Source organism: Thomasclavelia sp., assembly GCF_017889095.1.
In the GTDB taxonomy this organism is placed as follows: domain Bacteria; phylum Bacillota_I; class Bacilli_A; order Erysipelotrichales; family Coprobacillaceae; genus Thomasclavelia.
In genome coordinates, this window is sequence record NZ_JAGHEW010000278.1 from 1 (window position 1) to 5,314 (window position 5,314).

A 5,314-nucleotide genomic window follows, 5' to 3' on the forward strand; every position below is an offset into this window, starting at 1 on the left:
GCCTTGTCTTGAATAAATAATTCCCTGGCTAGCTAGTAACTTCAATGCTGAACGAATGGTATTTCTCGATACTTGATATTGGGTAATCATTTCATCTTCGGTTGGTAATTTACCATTTTGTTTAAATTCACCTTGTTTAATTCTTTCAACTATTTCATTAGCTACATTTTCATATTTTGCCATCTTTATCACCACTTTCTTCTTCAAGAATATCATAACTTAATTAAGATGGCAAATATTTATAGGCATAAATTTTATTTGTTTTAATTATCATTTATTTGTTTTTGAATCATTTGCATTTTATGATCAAGTTTTGCACTGATATCGGCACATTCAAGTAAACTTTGAGAAATTGATTCAGCAATCTTTTCATCTAATGATTTTTTATAGCGTAATTTATGTTCCAGACTAGCCCAAAAATCCATCGCAATTGTTCTTAATTGTACCTCTACTTTCATTGCTCTTTTTTCATTCTTTAGGAAAATAGGTATTTCAATAATTAAATGTAAACTTCGATAACCATTACTTTTAGGATTTTTAATATAATCTTTCTTTTCAATTAACTTAACATCATCTTGTTTTAGTAAACATTCAGCTAATAAATAAATATCATCTTCAAACGAACAAATCACTCTAATTCCAGCGACATCAAATATATTTTCTTCAATATTTTTTAATGAAAAAGCAATATTCTTCTTTTTCAATTTCTTTAAAATACTCGTTTGCGATTTTAATCTTGATTTAATTGTTTCAATCGGATTTTGATCATAGTATACTGAAAACTCTTCATTTAAAACTCGAAACTTAGTTTCCACTTCCATAATGGCACAGCGATAATAGGCCATCAATGTTTCAATAGGAATACTTTCCTTTTCAATTTCATCAATAAACTCATCATTCACCACTTCTTCAAAAAAATAATCTCTAATTTCTTCTTTTTTCATTTTCTTTTACCTCTTCAATTAAATTATAAAGAGGAAATGTTAACTCAACTTCAACTAATAAAGAAAAAACTCTATGAAAACCATAGAGTTTTTTAGGAGCGTATTAATCATCGATTCTTTCAATTTTAAAGATAACTGGACGAGTTCCATCATTACAGCAGGCAATCATTTCATTTTCCCTTTTCATCCAGCCTTTCATGATTGAACCACCTTGTAATCCAGCATAGATATAGCGGCTAACGCAATCCCAAGCTTCACTGCAAAATTTCCCATTTAACATTTGCATGAAATCATCTTTACCATTACTTCTTTCTAAGATAATTTCCTGACCTACTTTAAATACCGGACAAGGACCGGCTTTAGGGTCGGCACAATATTTTTCCTGTAATTCGGGATAGCATTTTTTATCTAAAACAGTTAATTTTACTTTTGACATAATTATTCCCCTTTTCTATAATTCCTCACCATTGGTGGCAATTACTTTTTGATACCAGTAAAAACTTTGTTTTGGAATTCGTTTTAATGAACCATTACCTTCATCATCTTTATCAACATAAACTAAACCATAACGTTTACGCATTTCTCCAGTTCCAGCTGAAATTAAATCAATGCAGCCCCAAGGTGTATAGCCCATTAAATCAACACCATCTTCTTCAACCGCTTCTTTCATTGCTTTAATATGTTTTTTCAAGTAATCAATCCGATAATCATCATTGATAGTACCATCAGCTTCTAGTTTATCAATCGCTCCTAAACCATTTTCGACAATAAATAATGGTAATTGATAACGTTCATATAATTGATTTAAAGCAATTCGAAGTCCGGTTGGATCAATTAACCAGCCCCAGGCACTTTTTTCTAAATAAGGATTAATTACTGATGTCGTCATATTTCCTTCAGTTGTCTGTATGCTTGGATCAGCACTTACACATGAACTTGAATAATAACTAAAACCAATATAATCAACTACTCCCGCTTTTAAAATTTCTTCATCACCAGGTTCCATTGGTAATTTGATATTTAAACGTTCATATTCTTTTAATTTATAATTTGGATAAACACCTCGACATTGAACATCACAATAGAAATGACGAATTTGATCATCTTTCATCTTTTTAAGCTGATCATCAGGATGACATGTTAAACCATAAGCCGAAGTATAAGCAATCATCATTCCAATTTTAAAATCAGGATTAATTTGATGACCTAAAGATACGGCTTTAGCACTCGCTAAAAATTGATGATATGTTCCCGTTGCTTTTGACTGCAAATCGTTTTTCAACATTCCTCCTGCATACAATGGTAAGATTTCCATATTATTGATTTCATTAAAAGTCATCCAATATTTAACTTTATTTTGATAACGCGTAAAAATCGTTTTACAGTAATTTACATAGAAATCGACACAGCGACGATCGATCCAGCCACCATATTGGTTGGCAAGATGCAAAGGTGTTTCAAAATGGAAAATTGTTACTACTGGTTCAATTCCATATTTTAAACATTCATCAAACAAATCATCATAGAACTGTAATCCTTTTTCATTAGGTTTGTCTTCGTTACCTAAAGGAAAAATACGAGTCCAGTTAATTGATAAACGATAACATTTAAAGCCCATCTTAGCCATTAAAGCAATATCTTCTTTGTAATGATGATAATGATCAACAGCTTCGTGAGTTGGATAATATTCACCTTCTAAACATTGTAATATAGCACCATCAGGAATATCATCATACGGGAAAACTACCTGGCTGCCAATTTTACCATCTTTAGTTTTAAAAGTAACTCGACGCTGGATATTATTACGACCATCACCATTAGTTACTACATCGGCAGTTGATAATCCTTTACCATCTTGATTATAAGCACCTTCAAACTGATGCCCGGCAGTTGCCCCACCCCATAGAAAATTACTTGGAAAACTCATTAATCAGTTACCTTCTTTCCATAGAATTCTTCATACATTTCTAAAGCCCGATTTAAGACTTTTGCACCATTCATTGTTCCATAATCACGCATATCGACTACTTCATAAGGCACTTTGCCTTCACAAATTTTAGCTACATTTTTTAATACATACCGAACTTGCGGTCCTAATAATAACACATCAAAACTTCCCATGCGATCTTCAATTCCTTTTTCAGGACCCGCATCAACAGATACTTCAATTCCTCTTCGCTCTGCTTCTACTTTCATTTTGTTCATTAATAAACTAGTTGACATCCCACCAGCACACGCTAATAAAATTCTAATCATTTCTTATTCCTCCTTGTTTCTTTCTGGCTTTACTATAATTACTTTTTTTACTTTCTACAAGCGTTTTCATAAGTCTTGTTACAGTGTAACAAACCTTTTCAATTAATCAATCATTTCAACGTTACCTGGTAACAAAAAACGAAAGCATTTTATTGCTTTCGTTTAAAAAAGATAACATTATAAAACTCTTCTGCCTGTTTCATTCTTTGATAATCATGAGAAAAAATAAGACTAAAAAACAAATCAAAAACATATTTAACAGCCGTAAAATAAACAAGTTCACCAATACGATCCATATCGGGATCAAAAGGTGTAAAAATCGTATAACGACAATAATCCGATAACTTATTAGAACGATTGCCGGTTATTGCAATCGTTGTAATATTTCTTCGTTTCAATGTTTTTGCCATCTCTAATAAATATGTATTTAAAGAAAATTTGCTCATGATAAAAACCACATGATCATTAGAAACATTTAAAGCAAAATTTAACTGCTTATCTACTTCATGGTAAACAACTGCTTATCTACTTCATGGTAAACAGTTGCAATCTTACCGACATTACATAAACAATGTGATGCATATTGTCCGACTTTGGCATTAGTATCATTTGCAATAATATCAATGTATTTACTATTAGTTAATAGCTCAATTATTTCTTTGATCTCATCCATCTTTAATAATTCTTTCATTTGATCAATCGAATCTTTTTCTAAATTAGCCGTTTTATTGATTAAAGATAAAATATCTTCATTAGATACTACTTTATAGTTTGTTAAATCTAGGTTTTTTAAAGCCGAACCAATATTATATTTAAATTCATTATAATTTTGATAACCCAGTTTTTTGATAAAACGAATGATTGAAGTGGCACTAGTATAGGTTCTTTTCGCAAATTCACGAGTTGATAACCTAGGAATTTCTTCTAAATGTTCGATCATATAAGTAGCGATAACAAGATCGTTTTCACTTAAATCAGTTGTTTTTTGTAATTTTTCTAGGATTTCCATACTTTATCCTCAACATATTTCAATGCTCTTTCTTTTAATTGTAGATATTGTTTTGCCGTTAGTTTATCTTTGGGATTAACGCGATCAAATAAACGAATTAAATAATTTTCTTGTTTAATATATTCTAAACTAGCTTGAAAATGAAAATCAAAAATAAAAGCTATATATGAAATCCATTTATCAAGATTAGTCTTTCGTGTTGGCCCATAGATTAATTTACCATCCATAAACTGCTTATAAACAACTGGTGTAATTGTTTCTAATTCCAAGTTTTCCTTACTTGTTTGTAACAACGTTTCTATACTTTCTACTTCTTTAACGCGAAAATTATCTAATTTATCACTATCACGAATCAAATGAATAAATAATAACTCGCGGTTAGTATTTGATCCGGTTACTTGATATTTATTATGCTGTTCAATCGCTGCTTTGATGAGTTCATCATATTTTCGATTGCAGATAAATTCTTTGATTAATCCCTGCTTAAACAATAAATCACTAGAAAACAAAGCATGATCAATCGTTCGATAATCTTCAAAGCTATGATAAATCCGATATTGTTCAAAACGTCCTAAATCATGTAATAAAGCAATAACTAAAGCAAGCTGTCTATCTTCATCATTTAAATTTAACTGATTACATAAATATTGTGTATGTTTAACGACCTGATAACTATGAACTACTTTTAATCTAATTAAATCATTGCTTAAATCATAATTTTGAATATATTCTTTAAACCGTTTCATTGCCCCTAAATAGTAATTATCATTAATGATCAGTCCCATATAAATAACATCATCCATTGGGTTATCGTAATACGGTTCAATTTCTTGAAAACCAAAATGCTGATATAAATTAATTGCTGCCTGTAATGGTTTAATCGTATCTAAGACCATCTCCTGGTAACCATCTTTTTTAGCCGCAAGAATAATTTGTTCAATCAATTTACTACCAATCCCAAACTTCCGATATTCCTTTTTTACATATAACCGTTTCATTTCACAGCGCAATACATGATGACGATAATAACCGACACAGCCAACGACTTTTCCATCGACTAAAGCCGCTAAAAGACGACCATGATTTCCTGTATATTTAGCTTTTA

Annotated in this window: 7 protein-coding genes and 1 pseudogene; all 8 read right to left on the reverse strand. The window is 30.6% G+C overall.

Translation table 11 applies throughout. The annotated features are described in order from the left end of the window. Positions 1 to 183: GntR family transcriptional regulator (locus J7M77_RS12385; protein WP_296879019.1), on the reverse strand; the 183-nt coding region annotated here is incomplete at its 3' end. Between the two features lie 80 nt (positions 184 to 263). Beyond that, entirely contained in the window at positions 264 to 944 is a 681-nt protein-coding gene (locus J7M77_RS12390) for a GTP pyrophosphokinase family protein (RefSeq protein WP_296879021.1), read from the reverse strand. 103 nt (positions 945 to 1,047) lie between these two features. Continuing rightward, positions 1,048 to 1,380 (reverse strand): TIGR04076 family protein, encoded by a 333-nt coding sequence (locus J7M77_RS12395; protein ID WP_296879023.1) that lies wholly within the window; start codon positions 1,378 to 1,380, stop codon positions 1,048 to 1,050. Positions 1,381 to 1,395: 15 nt separating this feature from the next. Continuing rightward, positions 1,396 to 2,871, reverse strand: a complete 1,476-nt coding sequence (locus tag J7M77_RS12400; protein ID WP_296879025.1) for a glycoside hydrolase family 1 protein — start codon at positions 2,869 to 2,871, stop codon at positions 1,396 to 1,398. Next, positions 2,871 to 3,200, reverse strand: coding sequence for a PTS sugar transporter subunit IIB (locus tag J7M77_RS12405; protein ID WP_296879027.1), 330 nt, complete (start codon positions 3,198 to 3,200; stop codon positions 2,871 to 2,873). Before J7M77_RS12405 ends, J7M77_RS12400 begins: the two co-directional genes overlap by 1 nt. Before the next feature lie 149 nt (positions 3,201 to 3,349). Next, positions 3,350 to 3,673: pseudogene (locus tag J7M77_RS12410) on the reverse strand (SIS domain-containing protein); the annotation flags it as partial. A 26-nt stretch (positions 3,674 to 3,699) separates the two neighbouring features. Beyond that, positions 3,700 to 4,209, reverse strand: coding sequence for a MurR/RpiR family transcriptional regulator (locus J7M77_RS12415; protein ID WP_296879029.1), 510 nt, complete (start codon positions 4,207 to 4,209; stop codon positions 3,700 to 3,702). Then, positions 4,197 to 5,314, reverse strand: a 1,118-nt coding sequence (locus J7M77_RS12420; RefSeq protein WP_296879031.1) for a GNAT family N-acetyltransferase, incomplete at its 5' end; no start/stop codon positions are given. The genes J7M77_RS12420 and J7M77_RS12415, both read right to left, overlap by 13 nt.